Annotated in this window: 20 protein-coding genes; all 20 read right to left on the bottom strand. The window is 41.3% G+C overall.

The features are described from left to right. Window positions 1-25: 25 nt before the first annotated feature. The gene (locus ACZ5AE_RS09860) at window positions 26-1,264 is read right to left on the bottom strand and encodes a M16 family metallopeptidase (protein ID WP_464571778.1); all 1,239 of its coding nucleotides are present in this window, start codon (window positions 1,262-1,264) and stop codon (window positions 26-28) included. A 100-nt stretch (window positions 1,265-1,364) separates the two neighbouring features. Beyond that, window positions 1,365-2,312 carry a polysaccharide deacetylase family protein gene (locus tag ACZ5AE_RS09855; RefSeq protein WP_464571776.1) on the bottom strand — a complete coding sequence of 316 codons (948 nt, stop codon included), beginning with the start codon at window positions 2,310-2,312 and terminating at the stop codon, window positions 1,365-1,367. 116 nt (window positions 2,313-2,428) lie between these two features. Beyond that, window positions 2,429-4,546 carry a polyribonucleotide nucleotidyltransferase gene (gene pnp / locus ACZ5AE_RS09850; RefSeq protein WP_464571774.1) on the bottom strand — a complete coding sequence of 706 codons (2,118 nt, stop codon included), beginning with the start codon at window positions 4,544-4,546 and terminating at the stop codon, window positions 2,429-2,431. Window positions 4,547-4,765: 219 nt separating this feature from the next. Beyond that, complete coding sequence (gene rpsO, locus ACZ5AE_RS09845) at window positions 4,766-5,035, bottom strand: 30S ribosomal protein S15 (RefSeq protein WP_213116319.1); 270 nt, start codon at window positions 5,033-5,035, stop codon at window positions 4,766-4,768. Window positions 5,036-5,195: 160 nt separating this feature from the next. Then, the gene (ribF, locus tag ACZ5AE_RS09840) at window positions 5,196-6,158 is read right to left on the bottom strand and encodes a bifunctional riboflavin kinase/FAD synthetase (protein WP_464571772.1); all 963 of its coding nucleotides are present in this window, start codon (window positions 6,156-6,158) and stop codon (window positions 5,196-5,198) included. A gap of 30 nt (window positions 6,159-6,188) precedes the next feature. After that, entirely contained in the window at window positions 6,189-7,109 is a 921-nt protein-coding gene (gene truB / locus ACZ5AE_RS09835; protein ID WP_464573586.1) for a tRNA pseudouridine(55) synthase TruB, read from the bottom strand. Between the two features lie 109 nt (window positions 7,110-7,218). Beyond that, window positions 7,219-7,590 (bottom strand): 30S ribosome-binding factor RbfA, encoded by a 372-nt coding sequence (rbfA, locus tag ACZ5AE_RS09830; protein ID WP_464571770.1) that lies wholly within the window; start codon window positions 7,588-7,590, stop codon window positions 7,219-7,221. Between the two features lie 17 nt (window positions 7,591-7,607). Next, window positions 7,608-7,889, bottom strand: coding sequence for a DUF503 domain-containing protein (locus ACZ5AE_RS09825; RefSeq protein ID WP_464571768.1), 282 nt, complete (start codon window positions 7,887-7,889; stop codon window positions 7,608-7,610). Beyond that, on the bottom strand, window positions 7,886-10,192 hold the full coding sequence (infB, locus tag ACZ5AE_RS09820) for a translation initiation factor IF-2 (RefSeq protein WP_464571766.1): 2,307 nt from the start codon (window positions 10,190-10,192) through the stop codon (window positions 7,886-7,888). The genes ACZ5AE_RS09825 and infB overlap by 4 nt, the downstream gene beginning before the upstream one ends. A 20-nt stretch (window positions 10,193-10,212) precedes the next feature. Then, window positions 10,213-10,515 carry a YlxQ family RNA-binding protein gene (locus ACZ5AE_RS09815; RefSeq protein WP_464571764.1) on the bottom strand — a complete coding sequence of 101 codons (303 nt, stop codon included), beginning with the start codon at window positions 10,513-10,515 and terminating at the stop codon, window positions 10,213-10,215. Further along, window positions 10,512-10,796: an RNase P modulator RnpM gene (gene rnpM, locus ACZ5AE_RS09810; protein WP_464573585.1), complete on the bottom strand. Its 285-nt coding sequence runs from the start codon at window positions 10,794-10,796 to the stop codon at window positions 10,512-10,514. The genes ACZ5AE_RS09815 and rnpM overlap by 4 nt, the downstream gene beginning before the upstream one ends. A gap of 17 nt (window positions 10,797-10,813) precedes the next feature. Then, on the bottom strand, window positions 10,814-11,941 hold the full coding sequence (nusA, locus tag ACZ5AE_RS09805; RefSeq protein WP_464571762.1) for a transcription termination factor NusA: 1,128 nt from the start codon (window positions 11,939-11,941) through the stop codon (window positions 10,814-10,816). A gap of 38 nt (window positions 11,942-11,979) precedes the next feature. Then, a complete protein-coding gene (gene rimP, locus ACZ5AE_RS09800) occupies window positions 11,980-12,450 on the bottom strand; it encodes a ribosome maturation factor RimP (RefSeq protein WP_464571760.1) in 471 nt (156 codons plus the stop codon). Window positions 12,451-12,760: 310 nt separating this feature from the next. After that, a complete protein-coding gene (locus tag ACZ5AE_RS09795; protein ID WP_464571758.1) occupies window positions 12,761-17,089 on the bottom strand; it encodes a PolC-type DNA polymerase III in 4,329 nt (1,442 codons plus the stop codon). A gap of 869 nt (window positions 17,090-17,958) precedes the next feature. Then, a complete protein-coding gene (gene rseP, locus ACZ5AE_RS09790) occupies window positions 17,959-19,221 on the bottom strand; it encodes an RIP metalloprotease RseP (RefSeq protein ID WP_464571756.1) in 1,263 nt (420 codons plus the stop codon). Between the two features lie 88 nt (window positions 19,222-19,309). Next, window positions 19,310-20,452: a 1-deoxy-D-xylulose-5-phosphate reductoisomerase gene (dxr, locus tag ACZ5AE_RS09785; protein WP_464571754.1), complete on the bottom strand. Its 1,143-nt coding sequence runs from the start codon at window positions 20,450-20,452 to the stop codon at window positions 19,310-19,312. Between the two features lie 29 nt (window positions 20,453-20,481). Continuing rightward, the gene (locus ACZ5AE_RS09780; RefSeq protein ID WP_464571752.1) at window positions 20,482-21,270 is read right to left on the bottom strand and encodes a phosphatidate cytidylyltransferase; all 789 of its coding nucleotides are present in this window, start codon (window positions 21,268-21,270) and stop codon (window positions 20,482-20,484) included. 32 nt (window positions 21,271-21,302) lie between these two features. Then, window positions 21,303-22,079: an isoprenyl transferase gene (locus ACZ5AE_RS09775; RefSeq protein WP_464571750.1), complete on the bottom strand. Its 777-nt coding sequence runs from the start codon at window positions 22,077-22,079 to the stop codon at window positions 21,303-21,305. Window positions 22,080-22,332: 253 nt separating this feature from the next. Beyond that, entirely contained in the window at window positions 22,333-22,890 is a 558-nt protein-coding gene (gene frr, locus ACZ5AE_RS09770) for a ribosome recycling factor (protein ID WP_464571748.1), read from the bottom strand. Then, window positions 22,890-23,615, bottom strand: a complete 726-nt coding sequence (gene pyrH / locus ACZ5AE_RS09765; protein WP_213140772.1) for a UMP kinase — start codon at window positions 23,613-23,615, stop codon at window positions 22,890-22,892. Before pyrH ends, frr begins: the two co-directional genes overlap by 1 nt. Between the last annotated feature and the right edge of the window lie 53 nt (window positions 23,616-23,668).

Raw genomic sequence — 23,668 nt, 5'->3', positions numbered from 1 at the left:
CTGAAGCAAACTGTTTTTTCGTTGATTATGCTAAATTGGTTGGAAATTCTCCGTCTGGGCTGATTAACGACACGGAATACTTATCATTAAATACATCCCTTGCCATTTTGTCTACGCCTTCTTTTGTCACTGCATCAATTTGTTCAATGATTTCATCAAGAGAGCGATGGCGTTTTAAAAGAAGTTCATTTTTTCCGTTCCGGCTCATCCGGCTGTTCGTACTTTCCAGACTTAACATAAGACTGCCCTTCAGCTGTTCCTTGCTGTTCGTTAATTCCTTTTCCGTTATGCCTGTTTGTTTTAATTTATCAAGCGTTTCCTGAACAGTATCAAACAAGACATTTAATTGCTTTGCACCGGTACCGCCGTAAATGGTCACAATGCCGCTGTCTTGATAAGCAGAATGGTATGAAAAAACGGAATAAGCTAATCCCCGTTGCTCACGTACCTCTTGAAATAATCGGGAGCTCATGCTTCCACCCAAAATATTATTCAAGGTAATCAAGCTATAGATATCTTCATGACCAACCTTTAATCCTTTAAACCCAATACAAAGGTGGGCCTGTTCAGTTTCCTTTTTCCGTGAGATTCGGTTGGCATGGAAAACAGGAACATTTTCTTGTACTGCTGAATTACCGCCTTGGTAGGAGCCAAAGTAGGCTTCCACTTCTTGAATGAAGCTTTCTGGAACATTACCTGCAATCGAAATCACAACATTTTCAGGTGTGTATCGTTCATGGATATATTCCTTTAACGAATTGCCAGTAAACGAGTTTAAAGTTTCTTCTGTTCCTAGAATTGAATAGCCAAGCGGATGGTCTTCATAAACAGCCCTGCTCAGCAAATCATGGACAATATCATCAGGTGTATCTTCATACATCTTTATTTCTTCTAAAACCACATTTTTTTCTTTCTTTAATTCCTCTTCCACAAAGGTAGAATTAAAAAACATATCTGCCAATACATCCAAAGCAAACTTTGAATGGGTATCAAGTACCTTAGCGTAATAGCATGTGTATTCCTTTGAGGTAAACGCATTTACCTGACCGCCAATGCTGTCAAAGGATTCTGCAATTTCTTTGGCAGTTTTGGTAGTGGTTCCTTTAAAAAACATATGTTCGAGGAAATGGGAAATCCCGTTTGTCTCGGGATTTTCATCTCTTGATCCCGTACCAATCCAGATACCAATGGCAACGGACCTTACGGTAGGGATTTGTTCTAAAACAATTCTTGCTCCATTTTGGCATGTGTATTTGTTAATCATCGACTTCCTCCTGTCTATAAACAGCAGATGCTACTTCCCAATTGTTAATTATACCTATAATCACTATATTCTCCAACTTTTAGGTATTTCTTTCCTAAATTTATTTTATGACCCTTTCCTCGCTCATTAATTCAGAAACGGTCCCAATCTCCAAATTCTTTTTTTCGATTAAGGTAATTAATCGATCTAAAGATTTTGCCGTCGATTCGGTTGGATGCATAAGAATTAACGAACCATTTCCAATCTTGCCCATTACTCGATTTATCAAGGCTTCTGGAGATGGCTTTCTCCAGTCAACTGTATCTACCGTCCACATAACTGTTTTCATGTTTAATTCATGAGCGATTTTTACTGTTTCGTCGCGATAACTGCCGCTCGGAGGAGCAAACCATTCTGTCTTTTTATCGGTCACCGCTTCGATCACTTCATTTGTTTTCACCATTTGTTCTCTAGCTTGTGCTGCTGTAAGCTTTGCCATATCCGGGTGGGAATACGAATGGTTCCCTACCTCATGCCCGGCACTGACAATCATTTTGGCCAAATCAGGATTCTTTTTTGCCCAGTTACCTTCTAGAAAAAAACTTGCCGATACGTTATGATTTTTTAACGTTGCCAGCATATCTGATAAATATTCATTTCCCCAGGCGACGTTAATGATAAAGCTAACCATCGGTTTATCGGGGTGCCCCTTATAAATAGGCGAGGGCGGCAGATCCTTAAGCTGCACTTTAGGCTTAACCTGTTTATAGACAAGCTTCTTCTCATCAAAAGTGCCTTTCTTTTTCATATTTTGATAAGAAGCAGTCAGATCAACTGCAAGGCCATTGTATCCCGGTATCGCCTTCCAAACCGGATCGATTTTCGCATCTGAAGGCGGTTTCTCATATTCAGGCGCATTTTTTAAAATGCTTTGGTATAAGGAATCCGTCTCCTTTACTGCAGGAAGTGCTGATTCCTTTAAGGCGGAAACATAATTATGTACAATAGGACTATTAACAATAAGGAAAGCAGCAAGCACAATTACCGCGATAATTATATTTTTTTTCATTCTTCCTCTTCCCCCTTCTATACAGATTATGACGAGCAGGGACAAGGTAGAACGATGATAAAGCATGCTAATAGAAAAAGCAAAAGTCAGGAGCGGTCTCCTGACTTTTTAAACAATTATTGATTTTGTTCAGCTTTTTCCTTCTGTTCCTTAAGGACAGCTTTACGCGATAAATTAACGCGGCCTTGTTTATCAATTTCGGTCACTTTTACTAAAATTTCGTCGCCGATTTTAACGACATCTTCCACTTTTCCTACCCGCTCTTCTGCTAGTTCAGAAATATGGACCAATCCGTCTTTACCGGCAAAGATTTCGACGAAGGCACCGAATTTTTCAATCCGTTTTACTTTACCAAGATACAATTGCCCAACCACAACTTCACGAACAATATCTTCGATAATTTGTTTTGCCTTTTGATTCATTGCTGAGTCAGTAGAAGCAATAAAAATGGTTCCATCCTGCTCGATGTCAATCTTAACCCCAGTTTCTTCAATAATTTTGTTAATTTGCTTCCCACTAGGTCCAATAACATCGCGGATCTTATCCGGATTAATCGTCATCGTCAGAATTTTTGGCGCAAACCGTGAAAGTTCAGATCTTGGTTCAGCAAGAGTAGCAAGCATGGAATCAAGGATTTGCATTCTTCCAACCTTGGCTTGCTGCAAAGCTTCTTCTAATATTTCACGGGATAGACCTTCAATTTTAATGTCCATTTGCAATGCGGTAACACCTTTTGCTGTACCGGCAACTTTAAAATCCATATCGCCAAGGTGGTCTTCCATTCCTTGAATATCTGTTAAAACAGTATAATGTTCACCAGATTTTACGAGACCCATGGCAATACCAGCAACTGGTGCTTTAATTGGTACACCGGCATCCATCATTGCTAATGTACTCGCACAAATACTTGCCTGCGAAGTTGAACCATTTGATTCAAGAACCTCGGATACTAAGCGGATTGTATATGGAAAATCCTTTTCAGATGGAACTACCGGTTCGAGGGCACGTTCCCCTAGAGCACCGTGACCGATTTCGCGGCGGCCTGGCCCGCGGATTGGTCCTGTTTCCCCAACGCTGAAGGAAGGGAAATTATAATGGTGCATAAAGCGTTTTTCCTCTTCAATTCCAAGGCCATCAAGAATTTGCACATCCCCCATTGCACCAAGGGTACAAATGCTTAACGCTTGGGTTTGTCCTCTTGTAAATAAGCCAGAACCATGGGTACGCGGCAGGATCCCTACTTGGGAAGATAAAGGACGAATCTCATCAATCTTTCGGCCGTCTGGACGAACTTTTTCAACCGTGATTAAGCGGCGAACTTCACCTTTGACCATCTTGTCCAAAATTTGCTTAACCTGCTTAATAACATCATCAGCAGCTTCCTGCTCTGCGAATTTTGCCATTACCTGATTTTTCACCTCAGTGATGGCGTCTTCCCTGGCGTGTTTCTCCGGAACTTGAATGGCACTAATCATGTCTGTTTCACACATTTCTCGTACCTTCGCTTCAAGCTCCTGATCTAATTCGTACAGAGAAATCTCTCTTTTTTCTTTGCCAATTTCGGAAACAATTTTTTCCTGGAACGCAATTAACTTCTTGATTTCTTCATGACCAAACATAATAGCCTCAAGCATGATTTCTTCCGGAACCTCATCGGCACCTGCTTCAACCATGTTAATTGCATCCTTTGTACCGGCAACAGTTAAATGGATATCACTTTTTTCAGCTTGTTCCACGGTTGGATTGATGACAAATTCATTATTAACCCGGCCAACAACGACACCGGCAATCGGGCCCTCAAACGGTATGTCTGATACACTTAGGGCCAATGAAGAACCGAACATCGCGGCCATTTCCGTAGAACAATCTTGATCTACACTCATAACCATACTGATTACTTGAACTTCATTACGAAAACCGTCTGCAAAAAGAGGACGTATTGGTCTGTCAATCAATCGGCTTGCCAGAATGGCTTTTTCACTTGGCCGTCCTTCCCGTTTAATAAAGCCTCCGGGAATCTTTCCGACAGCATATAATCTTTCTTCATAATTTACTGTTAAAGGAAAAAAGTCTAGGTTCTTAGGTTCCTTAGACGCTGTTGCCGTACTTAAAACGGCAGTGTCTCCATAGCGGACTAAGACTGCACCGTTAGCTTGTTTGGCTAGTTGGCCAATTTCAACTGTCAGTTTGCGGCCGGCCCACTCCATGGAATACTCATGTTTTTGCTGCTCCATATTTTTACCCCTCTCTATCCAAATCACTTAGGAGGATGATGCGACATACTCGCTATAATCATCGTTCTAATTTACCTATAAAAAAGCGAAACGCTTGTGGTGTCAAACCAAATTAGTATTAGTATGCACAAAAAATCATGACTTAAAAAATTATGTATAAAATATTCAATAATCTTTTAAAAGCTAACAAAAAAGCGGGATAAATCCCGCTTCTGTAAACTAACGACGTAGACCAAGCTTATTGATTAATACGCGGTAACGTTGAACATCTTTGTTACGCAGGTAAGTCAAAAGATTACGACGTTTACCAACCATTTTCAAAAGACCACGGCGTGAATGATGATCTTTCTTGTGAGTACGTAAGTGCTCGTTCAAATTGTTGATTGATTCTGTAAGGACAGCGATTTGAACTTCAGCAGATCCTGTGTCGTTCTCATGAGTTTTATACTCATTGATGATTTCGTTTTTACGTTCTTGTGTGATTGCCATCCAGGTTCACCTCCTATTTCTCAATCCCCTCATGCCGAGCAAGCGTCGGTGAATTCGACTTGCCAAGCAAAGGTTCATTTGGTACGTATTTAAGAATACAATGTTTTGTCGCAAAATGCAAGTTCAATCCATCATATATTATAGGAAAACTTCTCTTCTTCTATACATCAAGCAGCTTGTGTTTTTCCGCAAAATATTCCAAAGCCTTGTTTTTATCTTTTTCAATTTGCTTTACAAGTTCTTCAATTCCAGAAAACTTTTGTTCATTTCGCAGGAATAGATGCCACTCAATTACCGCATCTTCCCCGTAGATATCCTGATTAAAATCAAATAAATGAACTTCTATCGACAGCTTGACTGCCTCCTTATTAAAGGTAGGCTTATAGCCAACATTGCAAACACCAATGTGCATAATACCGCTAACCATCATCCTTACCGCATAAACACCTGTAGGGGGAGTAATGTATTCATCATTTAGTTCTATATTAGCCGTCGGAAAACCAATAGTCCTTCCGCGTTTATCACCGTGGACGACATGCCCTGAAGTTGTGTAATATCTTCCCAAAAGGTGTCCAAGTTCCTCAACTTTCCCCTCTTTTAGAAGCCGGCGGATTCTGGTCGAACTCACCTTTTCGTTCCCCTCGGTAAATTCCGGTATAACAGAAAAGGTAAATTTCTCTCTGGAGTGAAATGGAATGGTCTCCATCGTCCCTTTGCCCATTCGGCCATAGGTAAAATCAAAGCCTGCAGTAACGTGCTGCACATTCAGCCCGATGACAAATTGGTCTATAAATTCCTGAGGCAGCAGATTGGCGAATTCTACGGTAAAGTGAACGACAAAAAGATAATCAATTCCCATTCCATCAATAATTTTGATTTTTTCAGCTAATGGGGTAATCGATTTTACATGTTTTTCATTTTTCCCTAAAACCACAGAGGGATGAGGGTCAAAGGTCATGACTGCGCTTGACAGTCCTTGTTCATCAGCTTGCTTCTTTGCTTCAAGTATTACCTGCCTATGTCCGCGATGCACGCCGTCGAAATAGCCAAGGGCCATTGATAAAGGAGGCAGCGCACGCAAATCTGACACATTTAGTGGAAAACTTAATCTTTTTACTTCCAATTGAAACTCACCTTTTCTATACAGGAACCTTTATTCGAGTTCATTTCTAAGAACCTTTATCGGCTTCAAGAGGCCTTGCTTATTGGGATGCTTTGCATAGATAGCAAGCGCCAGCCCTTCAGCCGTTTCGGCAATAATAGGTCCGTCACAAGTTTTTAAATTCTCTGGAATTTCTAAAAGTGCACCATTTTTCACTTTCTCTGCTACTTTATCATTAATCCGCATTTTCGGCAAATGAGAAAGCGCGGATTCCAATGGTCGTAAAACCTGTGAAATGCACCCTTCCGCCATAAACCTTTCCACTTCTTCAAGCGTAAGGCAATCAGTAAGAGTGAACGAAGCTGATTGTGTCCTTACCAATTTCGACATATGCGCTGGAAACCCCAAGGCCTCACCAATCATAACAGCCAATGTCCGAATATAGGTTCCTTTGCTGCAGCTAACCTGGAAGCGAAAGCTGATGGTCTCGCCGGCAAATTCTTTCCTCTCATCAAGAAGGTTAATCGAATAAATCGTTACTTTCCTTGATGGGCGGTCCACCACCATTCCTTTTCGAGCATATTCATAAAGACGGACCCCATTCACTTTAACTGCGGAATACATTGGTGGTGTTTGCTCAATTTCGCCAGTTAACGACTGCAGTACCCTTAGAATTTCTTCGCGGCTGATGGTCCGGTTAACCATTTTCTTTTCCACCACATCACCTGATGCATCTTCCGTTGTCGTGGAAAAACCTATGGTTACTTCCCCTTCATACGCCTTGCCTGCATCTGTAATATACTCAGCTATTTTTGTCGCTTTCCCAATACAGATCGGAAGAACTCCGGTTACATCCGGGTCAAGCGTTCCAGTATGACCGATTTTCTTTGTTTTTAAGATCTTCCGTAATTTAAATACACAATCATGAGAGGTAAGCCCCGCCGGCTTAAATAATGGTAATATGCCTTCCAATTTCACAACCTCTTTCCTGCCATCCCCGAAAAAAATGGATAGACTTTTTCGTCTATCCATTTTCCTCATTCATTTGTGAGGATATGCAAACTATTTTGTATAAGATGAGTTATTCTTCATCATTTTTTTCCATCGGGCTTCCGTCGGAATGTAAATCATGAAGAAGTGTTTCGATGCGATTCCCGTAATCAATGGATTCGTCAAATTCAAAGATAATTTCGGGAGTTTTGCGAAGGCGAATACGATGGCCGATTTCGCTTCGAATAAATCCTTTTGCTTTTGCAAGGCCTTTAAGCGTATTCTCCTTCTGTTCATCATCACCCAATACCGAAATAAAAACCTTAGCTTGCTGCAAATCGCCTGTTACCTGAACGTCTGTAACGGTCACAAAACCAATCCGAGGATCTTTTATCTTGCGTCCGATAATGTCACTCAGTTCTTTTTTCATTTGCTCTCCAACACGATTTGGTCTGTGGCTCATTCAATTCACCTCTTCATTTAAAGCCATTCCATTTCGGTGACTGTTCTTTCTATCTCTGGAAATGAGTCAATTAGTTTTAATGCATTCTGCAGCTCCTGCTCAGTTGAGACCCGCGCTGATGAAACAGCGACAATGGCTATTTTAGTCCGCTGCCAGACATCCTGGTGGTCAACCTCTGCTGCTGACACATTAAATTTTTGTTTTATACGAGTTAGAATTCGCTGTAAAACAGCTCGCTTCTCTTTTAAGGAATGTGCATCGTAAATGATGCATTCACAAAAAGCGGCGCCGATTATCATTTCCGTTCGATTTCCTCCATTACATACGCTTCAATAATATCTCCCTCTTTAACATCATTAAAGTTTTTAATGGTGATACCACATTCGTAGCCTTGGGATACTTCCTTGGCATCGTCTTTGAAGCGTTTTAAGGCATCAATCTCACCTTCAAAAATAACAACCCCATCGCGAATGACACGGATACCGCTATCACGGGTAATTTTACCGTCGATTACATATGAACCGGCAATCGTTCCGACCTTTGAAACCTTAAATGTCTGGCGGACCTCTGCCTGACCGATCACTTTCTCGACAAATTCCGGATCAAGCATTCCCTTCATGGCCGCTTCCATCTCTTCAATGACTTTATAAATAATGCGGTGCAAACGGACATCTACTTTCTCCGCTTCTGCGGCACGTTTGGCATTCGCGTCAGGACGAACATTAAAGCCGATGACAATAGCATTTGAAGCTGCCGCAAGCGTGATATCAGATTCGTTAATGGCACCTGTTCCATTATGGATAATTTTGATGTTTACACCTTCGACATCAATTTTTTGCAAGGAAGCAGCTAACGCTTCTGCAGAACCTTGAACGTCAGATTTCAAAATGACATTCAGATCCTTCATTTCCCCCTGCTTTAATTGTTCAAAGAGATTGTCCAGGCTGACACGGGTTTTTTCACCGCGCTGGGCAACCAATGCGATTTGAGCACGTGATTCTCCAACTTGACGGGCTGTTTTCTCATCGTCAAATACAACGAAGCGGTCTCCAGCCTGAGGTACATCATTTAGTCCGGTAATTTCAACCGGTGTAGATGGACCAGCATCCTTAACCCTGCGTCCTAAATCATTCACCATTGCCCGCACACGTCCGAATGTATTTCCGACGACAATTGGATCGCCAATTTTCAGCGTACCATTCTGAACAAGCAAGGTTGCAACGGATCCACGTCCTTTATCCAATCTAGCCTCTATGACAGTTCCTACTGCATTCCGTTTCGGATTTGCTTTATATTCTTCCACTTCGCTTACTAACAGGATCATTTCAAGAAGACTATCGATTCCCTCACCTGTTTTAGCGGATAGCGGAACAAAAATAGTATCCCCGCCCCAAGCCTCGGCTACTAAACCGTGCTCAGTCAGCTCTTGCATAACGCGATCGGCATTTGCCGCTGGTTTATCCATTTTATTAACAGCAACAATAATCGGAACTTCAGCTGCCTTAGCATGGTTGATTGCTTCTACTGTTTGCGGCATAACACCGTCATCAGCAGCAACCACCAAGATTGTAATATCTGTAATTTGTGCACCACGGGCCCGCATTGTTGTAAACGCAGCGTGTCCAGGTGTGTCAAGGAAAGTAATTTTCTTTCCGTTTTCGATTACCTGGTAGGCGCCAATGTGCTGAGTGATTCCTCCTGCCTCTCCTTCGGTAACTTTTGTATTACGGATAGAGTCAAGCAAGGTTGTTTTACCATGGTCTACGTGTCCCATGATTGTCACAACAGCAGGGCGTTCCACTAGGTTTTCCGCTGTATCCTCTGTAAAATAAATTTCCAAATCGGTCGTATCAACTTTAATTTCTTCTTCGACCTCAACACCATACTCACCGGCAATTAATTCAATCGCATCTTTGTCTAAATCCTGATTGATTGTTGCCATGACGCCAAGCAGGAACAGCTTTTTGATTATTTCAGAAGGCTCTCTGTGCAGCTTCTTGGCCAGTTCTGCAACCGTTAAAGATTCACTGAAGGTAATTTTAGCAGGAAGCTCCTTCTCTTTCTTCTTTTGCGGCGCTTGGGATTGCTGCGTATGGTTTTGTTGATGATTTCGCTTCTTATTTTGTTGTTGATTACGATTTTGTTGTTGATTATTATGGGGACGATTCTTGTTTTTCCCAGCTTGAAATGCTTTATTTTCTTTGGATTGATATTCCTGTTCGTGTTTTTTGCCTTCCTTGGCTTTTGGCGCTCCCGCAACAACCTTTACTTTGGAAGGCACGACAAGATTTTCATCATCGTCCTCATAAGCCTTTGGCGTCGTTTTAGTCTGCACCTGAGGCTTTGTCTGAACCTTTTGCTGAGTTTGTCGACCATTGTTATTGTTATTGTTCCGGTTTTGCTCAGCTGCATTCCCTGTCTTTTTAGGCTGCTCTTTATTTTCCTTTTTATTGTAGGCAGCATCAAGCTTTTTAATGTCTGCAGATTCTAGTGTTGCCATATGATTTGAAACCTCTATGTTCATTTCTTTTAATTTTGTAATGATTTCTTTACTGGATAGGTTATGTTTTTTTGCATATTCATAAACGCGCATTTTACTCATTATTTTCACCCCCGCAAGATTTAATCGAGCATTTGTTTAAGTTTCTTGGCAAATCCATCATCCAAAACGGCTGCCACAACGCGGGCTTCCTTGCCAATCGCCTGGCCTAGAAGATAACGATTTTCAACCATTTTAATTGGAACCTCATACGAATTACATTTATCGGTAATTTTTTTTGTCGTATTTTGAGACGCATCTGAGGATAATAAAACGAGCTTTGCATTTCCATTGCGGATTTGCTTTACAGTCAGCTCCTCGCCTGATATTACTTTTCGTGCTCGATTGGCCAGTCCAAGCAATGACATCCATTGGTTTTCGTTCATTTACTCGACCCGTTCTCCTTCTCAATCAACTCTAGCAGCTCATCATATAACGATTCAGCGATCGTTACCTCTAAATGGTTTGCCAAAATATTCTTTTTCTTTGCCAAGAGGACGGCATCTTTTTCTTTTGAAAGATATGCACCCCTGCCCGATTTTTTTCCAGTTAAATCGATGGATACCTCTCCTTCTTTTGAGCGAACGATGCGAACGAGTTCTTTTTTCGGTTTCATTTCACCGGTGGCCACACATTTGCGCATAGGAACTTTTTTTCTTGTGTTCACCATCATTCACCTCTGATCTAATCTAATTCTTCATCATTAAAATCGTCAAAATCAGTATTCGCACCATCATCAAATAGACGAATTGTTTCTTCTCGTGGATAAATCCCCATTTCACGAGCCTCAGATTCTGATTTAATATCAATTTTCCAGCCTGTTAACTTTGCCGCTAAACGGGCATTTTGGCCGCGTTTCCCAATTGCTAATGATAGCTGATAATCCGGCACGACAACCGTTGTCGCCTTTTCTTCTTCATTTACTGAAACATCCAGGACTTTGGATGGGCTGAGCGCATTGGCTACAAAAACAACCGGGTCATCAGACCACTTTACAATATCGATTTTTTCGCCCTTTAATTCGTTTACAACCGCTTGAACACGGGCCCCCTTCGGACCAACACAGGAACCAACTGGATCAACCTCTGGGTTATCGGAGTGAACTGAAATCTTCGAACGGTCACCTGCTTCCCGGGCAACGGATTTAATTTCTACCGTGCCATCATAGATTTCCGGCACTTCGATTTCAAATAAACGTTTTAATAATCCCGGATGAGTCCTTGAAACAAATATTTGAGGGCCTTTTGTTGTTTTTTCTACCTTAGTAATAAATACTTTAATACGATCATGCGGCTTATAACGTTCATTTGGCATCTGCTCATTGATTGGAAGCAGAGCTTCTATTTTACCAAGGCTGACATAAATAAATTTTGAATCGAGTCTCTGGACTATACCAGTCATGATATCTTCTTCACGGTCAATAAATTCAGAATAAATAATTCCTCTTTCCGCTTCTCTGACTCTTTGTGTCACAACCTGTTTTGCGGTTTGGGCAGCAATTCGGCCGAAATCCTTTGGCGTTACTTCCATTTCGACGATATCCTCAACCTGATAGTTTGGATTGATTCTTATCGCATCTTCTAAGGAAATTTCAAGTCGCGGATCAAACACTTCGTCCACTACTTCTTTCCGTGCAAAAACACGCATTGAACCAGTTTCCAAATTTAAATCAATTCTGACGTTTTGCGCTTGATTAAAATTGCGGCGGTAAGCCGAGATAAGTGCTGCTTCAATGGCTTCAATTAAAACATCCCTAGAAATACCTTTTTCTCTTTCCAGGACAATAAGAGCATCCATTAGTTCGCTGCTCATTTGCGTATATCCCCCTATTCTATTGTATTTTTCTAAGTTTAAGAAAACGTTACAGCAAGTCTTGCATTTGCCACTTTTTCGTATGGAATTTCGATCGTTTTTTTACGGGTTTTTATTTTCACTTCGATAGTAACAATCTGACCATCGAAAGCTAAAAGAGTCCCTTCAAAACCTTTTTCACCATCAATAGGCTCATAAGTTTTAATAAAAACATTTTTCCCGATTGCTTTTTCAAAATCTTTATCCTTCTTTAAAGGGCGTTCTGCACCTGGCGATGATACTTCAAGAAAATAGTTATGAGGAATTGGATCCACTTCATCAAGTTTTTCACTAAGTCGTTCACTGACAATTCCGCAATCTTCAATATCAACGCCTGTGTCTTTATCGATATATACGCGAAGGAACCAGCTTTTTCCTTCTTTGACGTAATCAATTTCTACTAATTCTAAGCCAAGCTCTTGAAATATAGGTGCAGCCAGTTCTTCAACAACCTCGGTTACTTTACTCATGCCCTACCTCCTTTTCCAGCACATTTTCTATGTAGCGATGCAAGTTTAAAATACTGATGAAACCATCCTAAACAACACGAAAGAGTGGGAGAATCCCCACTCTTGTACACGAGAGTATGTCTTAGTATTTCCAATAAGACTATAACATAACCATCATATAGATGCAAATATCAAAAGCGGCAGCGCCTTACACAGGGACGCTAGGGTACAGGCGTGCAGGGGTGAGGGCTGCGCTTTATCCTTCTTGACGGATTGACTGTAGACCTTAGAGCCCCTAGGCGCTAGAGCTAAAGTCAGAAAAGCATAAGACCTAGAACAGAGAAAGCTGGTTTTGCTCAGGCAATGCACTTAGGCAACCTTGCTTATCCAGATACTCAAGGATTGTTTTGGAGACCTTCCCTCTTTGCTGGAGGTCTTCTTTCGATAGAAATTCTCCATCTCCGCGGGCATTTACAATATTTACGGCAGCATTTGTTCCCAGCCCCGGAATAGAATTGAACGGTGGAACTAGTGTATTTCCCTCAATGATAAATTCCGATGCAGCCGATTTGTACAAATCATAGTTCTGGAAGGAATAGCCTCGCTCAGTCATTTCAAGAGCAAGCTCCAACACCGTCAGTAAGTTTTTCTCTTTGTTCGATGCTTCCAAACCCTTCGCATTAATTTCACCAATTTTCGCACGGATGGCCTCAGAGCCCCGTGTCATTGTTTCTAAATCAAAGTCCTCTGCCCTGACAGTAAAATAAGCAGCATAATAAAGAAGGGGAAGATGAACTTTAAAATAGGCAATCCTAACAGCCATCAAAACATATGCTGCCGCGTGGGCTTTCGGGAACATGTACTTAATTTTTTTACAGGAGTCAATGTACCATTCCGGTACTTCGTTCCTTCTCATTTCCGCTTCCATTTCTTCTGATAATCCTTTACCTTTACGAACGGATTCCATTATTTTGAATGCGAAGGAGGGCTCAAGACCCTGATAAATTAGATAAACCATGATATCATCCCGGCAGCCGATTACTTCACTTAGGGTACAAGTTTTATTCTGAATCAATTCCTGTGCATTCCCCAGCCAAACATCCGTACCATGTGACAAACCAGAAATTTGAACAAGTTCTGAGAAGGTTGTTGGCTTTGTATCTTCAAGCATTTGTCGAACAAACCGTGTACCAAATTCGGGAATGCCTAACGTTCCAGTTTTACACATGATTTGTTCCTCTGTTACCCCAAGGGATTCTGTACCGCTGAATATTTTCATTACTTCAGGGTCATCAGTTGGTATCGTTTTTGGATCAATACCGCTCAAATCCTGCAGCATCCTGATCACTGTCGGGTCATCATGTCCGAGAATATCAAGCTTTAAAACGTTATCGTGAATGGAATGGAAATCAAAATGGGTCGTTTTCCATTCCGAATTTCTATCATCAGCAGGAAATTGAATTGGTGTAAAATCGTAAACGTCCATATAATCCGGAATAACGATGATACCGCCGGGATGCTGGCCCGTTGTTCTTTTTACACCCGTACAGCCAGAAGCAAGCCGTTCCACTTCAGCCCCACGCATCTGGAGGTTATTGTCCTGCTGATAGGCCTTAACGTAACCAAAGGCAGTTTTGTCGGCAACCGTACCAATTGTTCCTGCTCTATAAACATATTCCTCCCCGAAAAGGACCTTAGTATAGTTATGGGCTCTTGGCTGATATTCTCCGCTGAAATTCAAATCAATATCGGGAACCTTATCTCCTTTAAAGCCAAGGAAGGTTTCGAACGGGATATCATGGCCATCTTTTCGGTATTTTGTACCGCAATGCGGACAATCCTTATCAGGCAAATCGAAGCCTGAACCAACAGAACCATCATTAAAAAACTCTGAATGCTTACAGGATGGACAAATATAATGCGGCGGCAAAGGATTAACCTCAGTTATTTCCGTCATCGTTGCGACCAATGAGGAACCGACTGATCCACGCGATCCGACAAGGTACCCATCATCTAAGGATTTTTTAACAAGCTTATGGGAAATCAAATAAATAACGGCAAATCCATGCCCGATAATACTTTTTAATTCTTTTTCCAAACGGGCCTCAACAATTTCCGGAAGCTGCTCGCCATAAATTTTACGGGCCATGGCATAACTCATCTCCCGCATTTCTTCATCGGCACCTTCAATTCTTGGTGTGTACAAATCATCCTTAATTGGCTTTATGACGTCAATCATATCCGCAATTTTATTTGTATTTGTGACGACGATTTCCTTTGCCTTTTCTTTCCCTAAGAATGAAAAGGCATCAAGCATTTCATTTGTTGTTCTAAAGTGAACATCCGGAAGCTCATGACGGTTCAGTGGGTTAGCACCGCCCTGTGAGTTGATTAATATTTTTCTATATATCTTATCGTTTTCGTTTAAGTAGTGGACATTGCCCGTAGCTACGACAGGAATTCCGAGCTTGTCTCCAAGTGCAACGATGTTGCCGATAATTTCCTCAAGCGCGCGTTCGTCACGAACCAGTTCCATTTCAAGGAGCGGAGCATACACCGGTTTCGGCATAACCTCGATATAATCATAAAAGCCTACTACGGCCTCCACTTCATCAGGAGACTTTTGCATCATCCCCTCAAAGACTTCTCCTTTATCACATGCGGAACCAACTAGTATTCCCTCGCGATATTTTTGCAGCACTGATCGTGGTATACGCGGCACACGATAAAAATATTCAATATGTGCAATAGAAATGAGCTTAAATAGATTTTTCAACCCAATCTCAGTTTGCGCCAAAAGCGTACAGTGATAGGGACGGGCTCTTTGATAAGCATTTCCTTTTCCCATGTGATCATTAAATTCATCATGGTAAATAATCTCTTTTGCCTGCGCATCTTTCAACATTTTCATTAATAAGTATCCGGTTGCTTCCGCATCATAAATCGCCCTATGGTGCTGTGTCAGCTCGATATCGAACTTTTTAGCCAAAGTGTTTAAACGGTGATTTTTTAATTCCGGATAAAGGAAACGTCCAAGTTCAAGTGTATCGATGACAGGATTTCTTGCCTTTCCAATCCCAATTTTTTTATAACCGACATTCAGGAATCCCATATCAAAGGAAGCATTATGGGCAACTAAAACAGCATCCCCAGTCCAGTCATAAAATTTCTGGAAAACTTCAGCTGCCTCTGGAGCATTTTGCACCATATCATCGGTGATGCCTGTCAGGTTGATGGTAGTTGCAGATAAGCGATGATGCGGATTGGCGAATGATTCAAAACGATCGATGATTTCGCCGTTCCTAATCTTTACAGCAGCAAGCTCGATAATCGTATCGTATACGGCTGAAAGACCGGTTGTTTCGACGTCAAACACGACATAAGTATCTTCAGCAAGAAGCCTGTGGGCATCGTTAAAGGTAATCGGTACACCATCATCGACCAGATTCACCTCAACACCATAAAGAATCTTTATATCATTCTTCTTCCCGGCACTGTAGGCTTCCGGGAAGGATTGGGCAACAGCGTGGTCGGTTACAGCTATGGCTTTATGGCCCCATTTTTTTGCTTGGGCAATAAGAGTGCTGACAGGCGTGACGGCATCCATCTGGCTCATCGGGGTATGCAAATGCAGTTCGACCCTTTTTTCGTCATCAGGAGCAGTGTCTTTCCGGCCAGCAGGCTTAATCTCGTTAATATCATTACCGATCATGACAAGGTCACGAACAAAAGTATCATTTTGAATGCTGCCGCGGACCTTTACCCACATTCCCTTTTTAACAAGTTGGAAGGCATTTGCGTCCTCTTTATCGCGGGAGAACATTTTAACCATTATGGAACTGGTGTAGTCAGTAATTTTAAAGGTTAACAAGGAGCGGCCGCTGCGCAGCTCGCGAATTTCTGCATCAAATATATAACCTTCAACCACAACTCGTCTTTCTTCATCAACAATATCAATTAAGCTGCGGAGCTCGCTGTCATCCTTAATTGTCAAACCGATTGAAAGCGGACCTTGTGGCACATCACCGCCGCCCTGCTCTTTCTCGGCATCCTGTTTCTGCATTTCGACCATTGCCATTAACGCACGTTCTTGGTCTTCTTTTTGTTTGGCAATTAAGAATTTCTCATACTCTTCGTTATTTTCATCATCACTTTTTATATCGATCTCAAAGGAAAACAGCGGGAAACCGAAGGACTGATAAATTTCACCAATTAATGGCCCATATTTACGTTTTAGTGTTAATCCTTCTGCCTCGTTTCTAACCGAAACGGTAAGCTTATTACCGCTTACCACAGGCAATTGTTCATGTAAAAGTTTAATGAGCGGCGGGGAGATTCCATCAATTTGCTGGATGCAATAGCTCCAGTATTCGCTGATTAACTCTGAGGCGTTATCTTGATTAGTAACTTTAATATCATATGATACTGCTGCAATGTTTGAAAAAGTTCGCTCGATTTGGGTAGTAAAACGCATGAATACATTGAATGGCAGGACTTTTTCCAATAAAAATTGAAAGTGCCATTTTCTCGCTTTCTTTTCTACCAGAAGCCTTTCGATTTGCGCATTTTGGAAATGCATAACAACTGCATCTTCAGTTAGTTGCAGCTGCTGGAGTAAGAGTTGGAATCGCTCTTTTTTGCCTAAGGCATTTTCGCTCATCCTCTCATCTCTCCCCTCTTTAAAAAATCTCTTTTTCTAGTCTATTTCAGAAAGTAATTATACCATATCATCCGAAAAGATTCGGGTTAATTCGACAGAAAGGTTTATCCATTTTTAACAAAAAAGTTTTACTTAATTTCTTTATCAATTAACCGTGTTAAATTATTACAATTTTATTAAGATAAGACTTTTCAACAAGTCTGTTGATTGACGCTCCAGGCACTTCGCTTTCCGCGGGCGTGCCGGGGAGCCTCCTCGTCGCTAAAGCTCCTGCGGGGTCTCCCCTGCCCCGTACTCCCGCAGGAGTCTTCGTGCCTTCCGCGCCAATCAACAGGTGTATTTAATTAAGTCCTTCAACTCCAATAAAATAAGTGGTGTGAATTTAATGTTTAAACCAAGAGAGTATAGCCATCTATTCCTATAAATATGATGTTATGTTTTTGATTCGTTCTAAAAGACAAATAGAACGGGAAATAAAAATGAACATTGTCTATCGTTGGTTTTTGGCTTGAAATTCAGTTGGGGGACGTGCATTATTATTATTTACAGAATGATCTTATTAAAAGGCAAACGCCAATAAACATAAGTTTAATGTGTGTTGCAATAATTAGGTTGATTTGCCTCCCTGTTGATTGGAGCGGAGGGCACTCGACTCCTGCGGGATATAGAGGTCACTGGAGACCCCGCAGGCGTCAAAGCGCCGAGGAGGCTCCAGGACCTCCCCGCGGAAAGCGAGTGCCCGGAGCGGAAATCAACAGGCCAGTTAGCAGGGATCAACAGGTCAGTTAGCAGGGATCAACAATGAAAGCAGGTAATTAAGATTTGGTAAAAATAAAAAATTGCCGAGAAAATTTCTCGACAATTTTTTATTATTTTAAGAAAAATCTTTGGATATCGTTCCAGGTGACAACGAGCATCAGCAACATTAGCAGAGCGAAGCCGATAAAGTGGACCATTCCTTCTTTTTGACGGTCAATTGGTTTGCCTCTAACTGCCTCAACTGCAAAGAACATCAGCCTTCCCCCGTCTAATGCCGGGATTGGCAGTAAGTTCATAATCCCAAGGTTGATACTTAAAATTCCGGCCCACTTCATCAGGTAGAAGATCCCCGATTTGGCCACTTCATCTGTTGAAACATAAATTCCGACCGGGCCTGATAAGGCATCAATGGAAAATTGTCCGGTAACTAATTTACCGAGCATTACAAAAATCTGCGTTGTCCAAAAATAGGTTTCTTTTGCGCCCGCTGTAACGGCTTGGACTGGCGACTTTTCAACTGGACTGTAAACACCGATAATCCCCATTTTTTTGCCTTCTACCGTTTTCTCATTAGGCGTAACTGAAATATCCATTTCCTTTCCATTACGTACAATTGAAAATTCAAGCTTTTCATTTGGATTTTTGCGGATAATTTCAACAACATCAGCCCAGTTGCTAATTTCAGAACCATCAATACTTTGTACAATATCCCCTTTTTGTAGTCCTGCTGCTTTCGCGGCACCATCCGGGGTAATCTCACCCAGTTTGGGATCGTTAGTCGGTACTCCCTGTAATAAAGCAATGATAATAAATACCACAAACGCCAATACAAAATTCATCATCGGGCCCGCAAAGATGGCCATAAATCTTTGCCCTAACGTTTTAGAAGCAAATTGCCGATCCAATGGTGCTATCTGTGATGCCACGCCATTTTCGATAATGACTGCCTTCGGGTGAATCGTAAAGGTTTGCAAATTTTCATCGTCATCCTCAGGATACCCTTTAATAATTAAGTCCTTTTCAATATCTGCATATTCAACCTCAACAATACGGCAATTTGGATACTTTTCTTTATTATTCAAAATAAGCTTGTTTGCTTGACCGTTCTTATCGAATAATAGTCCAATTCGATAGCCGGGTTTTATTTCAACCATTTCCGGGTCCTCGCCAGCCATCCGGACAAATCCGCCGATTGGCAATAGACGAATAGTGTATGTGGTTTCACCTTTTTTGTGGGAAAAGACCTTTGGACCCATCCCAATCGCAAATTCGCGGCAAAGGATGCCTGACCGTTTTGCAAAAATAAAATGTCCTAATTCATGAAAAAAAACGAGTGCGCCAAATATCACAATAAAGGCAATGACTGTACTCAATAATAAAACCACCTTTTTATTTGGTTTAGAAAGTACCTTTAGACCTCAATATCCTGTCTGTCGCCCTTGGTTAAGGCGCCTTATAACTTTATAGCAGTGAATTTACAAACTGCCGCGTTTCCTTGTCAACCTCTTGGATTACACTTAAACTCGGATGGCTTGTCGTTTGATGAGCACTTAATGCCTGCTCAATCAAATCTTCAATTTGCAGGAAGCTAGTCTTTCCTTCTAGGAATGCTGCGACTGCCGCCTCATTTGCCGCATTCAAAACAGTTGGCATCGTGCCGCCGATTTTCCCAGCCTCATAGGCAAACTTCAAACAGCGGAACCTTTCCATATCCATTTCCTGAAAATGGAGTGTCCCAATTTGCGCCAAATTTAAGCGGTTCCCTGTGGTAAAAGGCAAACGGTCCGGATAGGTGAGTGCAAATTGGATCGGTACCCGCATATCCGGTGTTCCCAGCTGGGCAATCACACTTGTATCATGGAATTCAACCATAGAATGAATAATACTTTCCTTGTGAAGCAATACATCAATTTTTTCATAGCCAAGTGAAAACAACCAATGTGCTTCAATTACTTCGAGGCCCTTATTCATCATCGTTGCCGAATCAATCGTGATTTTTGCACCCATCGACCAGTTTGGATGATTTAATGCTTCTTCAACTGTCACTTCCTCTAATTCACTGCGGGTACGGTCACGGAAGCTTCCTCCGGAGGCAGTAAGAATTAAACGTTCAATGTTTTTCTCCCTCTCTCCTTGCAGGGCTTGAAAAATGGCCGAATGCTCACTGTCTACTGGGAGAAGTGCAACATTATTTTTCTTCGCTGCTTCCATCACTAAATGTCCGGCCGTCACCAATGTTTCTTTATTGGCGATTGCTATTGTTTTCCCGCATTCAATCGCCTGCAGGGTCGGGTTTAACCCTACACTGCCGAGAACAGCATTGACAAGAATATCCGACTTGTCATAAACAGCTGCTTCAATCAGCCCTTCCTCGCCAAACGTAAACTTGTATTTCGGGAATTCTGCTTTTAATGTATTATAATCATCCATCGTTTGTACAGAAACAAGCTCAGGCTGAAATTCCGCAATTATTTTTCGTGTTAAATCGATGTTTTTGCCAACGGAAATGGCAGCTAATTTAAACTCTTCAGGGTGCTCCCGGAAAATATCCAAGGTTTGTGTACCAATGGACCCGGTCGCTCCCAGTAAACTAATTGTCTTCAAACAAGTCAACTCCTAAAAAGAAAGGCCTCTTACCAAAGATGGAAAAAATGCAATAATGGCAAAACAAATAATAAACTGTCAAACCGGTCTAGAATGCCTCCATGTCCTGGTAAAATGGTTCCTGAATCTTTTACATTAAAATGGCGTTTATAAGCAGATTGGACAAGATCTCCGATTTGTCCAAAAACAGATAGAACGATGGTCATACCTATTATTGTTACAATGCCTGCATTCATTTCGCCAAAAACACCAAACAAAATAGCCACTACAGCAGCACAAACAATACCGCCAATCGAACCTTCAACCGTTTTGTTAGGACTGATTTCCGGCCATAATTTCTTCTTGCCCATCGCCTTACCGATAAAGTAAGCTCCTGAGTCCGTTGCCCAAATGATGAATAAAGAATAAAAAACATACACCAGACCGGCTTCTCGCGTTTCCATGAAAAAATAAAAGCCAATACCTGTATAAATTGCGGAAAGCACTGTAAATGCAGCATCCTCAAAAGTAAAACGGTTTTTTGTAACGACTGTATATGTCAATAACAATAGGATAAAAGCAATGCCTAACTCCGTTTTTGAATAATAAAAATCCGCCATAATTTCATTATATTGTGCAGGGAATAAAATTACCCAAAGGAAAAGCAGAGAAAGGAACCCGTATGGAGAAAAAATGCTCAATCCCTTCATTCTTAACAGTTCATATAGTCCAATGGTTGCTAGCAAGTAAGTCAATAATACGAACGGAAGCCCGCCGTAAAATACGATTGGCAAAAAAAGTGCCGCTGCTACGACTCCTGTAATAATTCTTTGTTTCATTTACTGTTTCAACACCTTTTTTGGCTGCAAATTTATATTCCTCCAAAACGACGCTGGCGCTTTTGAAACACCTCGATCGCCTCTAACAAATGATCCTCACTGAAATCCGGCCACAACACATCAGTAAACCAAAACTCTGAATAGGCTAACTGCCATAGCATAAAGTTGCTTAAGCGAATTTCGCCGCTTGTCCGGATTAATAGATCAGGATCTTTGAAATTGGAAGTCATTAAATAGGAGGAAAATGCCTCCTCATTTAAGTCGGTTTCCTTCAGTATGCCACTATTATAATCATTTAAGACTTGCTTGACCGCATCAAGAATCTCAGCCCTGCTTCCATAATTCAATGCAAAGTTTAACACAAGTCCTGTATTATTCTTTGTTTGTTCCATCGCCTTTTCAATGGCATTTAAAGTATGCTTTGGCAGTTGATGCTTATAGCCCATCATTTTCACTTGAACATTATTGGCCACCAATTCTGGAAGGAAGGTCCCTAGGAATTCCTCTGGAAGCTTCATAATATAATCCACTTCATTTTTGGGCCTTTTCCAATTCTCAGTTGAAAAAGCATACAATGTCAGCACTTTTAGCCCAAGGTCATTGGCCAGCATAGTTGTTTTTCGAACAACCTTCATCCCTTCATGATGACCGGCAATTCGCGGCAGTGCCCGTTTTTTGGCCCATCGGCCATTTCCATCCATAATGATGGCCACATGTTCCGGAATCGGCAATTTTTTGATTTCTTCAATTTTATCTCGGAGTGTGGAAGAGTTACTTTGGTTCTTCCAGATTTTTATTTTATTTAACATGGCAAACGCTCCTCCATTATTAGCTTTCCTCCGATAATAAATTTCATCGAACTTGTTATAGTATGTAGTAGATTTAAATCCAGCATGCCTTTATCATACCAAAAAAGAAAAAAGATATCTCATTTCATACTATGTAAAATAGAAAGAATTAAGAATAATGTCAAACAATCCTAATTTATGTATTTTAAAATTTTTCTATTAATAGTGAAAAAACCCCCTAAAAAGAGGGTCATTTCTTTACTATTTAATTAAGTTACACTTCCATAATTTCTTTTTCTTTATCTTTTGTGATTTGATCAATTTTATGGATGTGGTCATCAGTAAGTTTTTGAATATCATCAGAGTATCCGCGCAGGGCATCTTCTGTGATTTCACCATTTTTTTCAAGCTTTTTCAACTCATCGTTTGCATCGCGGCGAACGTTGCGGATCGCGATTTTCGCTTCTTCTGATTCCTTTTTCACCACTTTCACCAACTCTTTACGGCGCTCCTCTGTTAATTGAGGAATTGCAAGCCGAATGATAGAGCCATCATTGGAAGGATTTAAACCTAAATCAGATTTCAGAATCGCTTTTTCAATATCGCCAAGGATCGTTTTATCATATGGCTGGATGACCAATAGCCGGGCTTCCGGAGTCGAGATTCCCGCCAGCTGGTTAACAGGCGTTGGCGCCCCATAATAATCGACGGTAATTCGATCTAAAAGTGAAGCACTCGCTCTGCCGGCACGAATGCTGGCAAGCTCGCGAGTATAAGCTTGAATTCCTTTTGCCATTCTTTCTTTTGCAGAATTGATGACTTCTTTTGCCATTAGTTTTTCCCCCTAACAATCGTTCCGATTTTTTCACCCATAACTGCCCTTTTGATATTGCCCTGCTCCATGATAGAAAAGACAATAAGTGGAATATCATTATCCATACATAGGGATGATGCAGTTGAATCCATTACTGCCAAGCCTTCCTTTAAAACATCCAGGAATGAAAGGTCATCATATTTTACAGCGTTGGCATCAACACGTGGGTCAGCAGAATAAACACCGTCGACATTATTCTTCGCCATAAGGATAACTTCCGCATCAATTTCTGCTGCTCTTAAGGCCGCTGTTGTATCTGTCGAGAAATACGGATTTCCTGTTCCAGCAGCAAAAATGACTACCCGTTTCTTCTCCAAGTGTCTGATTGCACGGCGTCTTATGTATGGTTCTGCAACTTGACGCATTTCAATTGAGGTTTGTACCCGTGATTCAATCCCTAAGTGCTCTAAACTGTCTTGTAAGGCAAGAGAGTTCATTACCGTTGCCAACATGCCCATATAATCGGCCGTTGCCCGGTCCATCCCCATTTCACTGCCGATCTTCCCGCGCCAAATGTTGCCGCCGCCTACTACTACAGCTACCTCAACACCTAACTCGGCAATTTCTTTTACTTGAGTGGCAATTGATTTGATGATAGATGGTTTAATTCCAAAGCCTGAATCACCAGCAAGAGCCTCTCCGCTTAATTTTAACACAACGCGTTTGTACTTAGGACCGTTCATATAAACCTCCATAAAAAATTCTAACTTTTTTCTTAAAAAATAGGGAACACAGC

It is taken from the genome of Neobacillus sp. S1227, from assembly GCF_055385255.1.
This window is presented reverse-complemented; position numbering and strand designations above follow the sequence as displayed.